1 protein-coding gene is annotated in these 245 nt (G+C 53.5%); it reads right to left on the bottom strand.

Going from position 1 to position 245, the window contains the following annotated elements:
* Positions 1 to 245: Hsp70 family protein (locus ACYP03_RS27500; protein WP_459782873.1), on the bottom strand; the 245-nt coding region annotated here is incomplete at both ends.

The raw sequence follows: 245 nt of genomic DNA, 5'->3' as shown, positions 1-245 counted from the left end.
GTGATCACCAGCGGAGGAAGGCACATCGACAAAACCATCCTGATGTTCCACACCCGTCACATCAAAGGTCCCGCCACCAAGATCGAACACCTGAAAACGACGCTCATGGGTTTCGTGCAGGCTGTATGCAAGACAGGCGGCTGTGGTTTCATTGATGAGTCTGACGGCGATCAATCCGGCCATCTCAGCGTCCTGATGTACCTGCTTCCGTTGCTGGTCACTGAAGTAAGCCGGAACAGAAATCA

Source organism: Photobacterium sp. R1, assembly GCF_054600795.1.
Note: the sequence above shows the minus strand (reverse complement) of the source record. Positions and strands in the feature narration are given on the sequence as shown.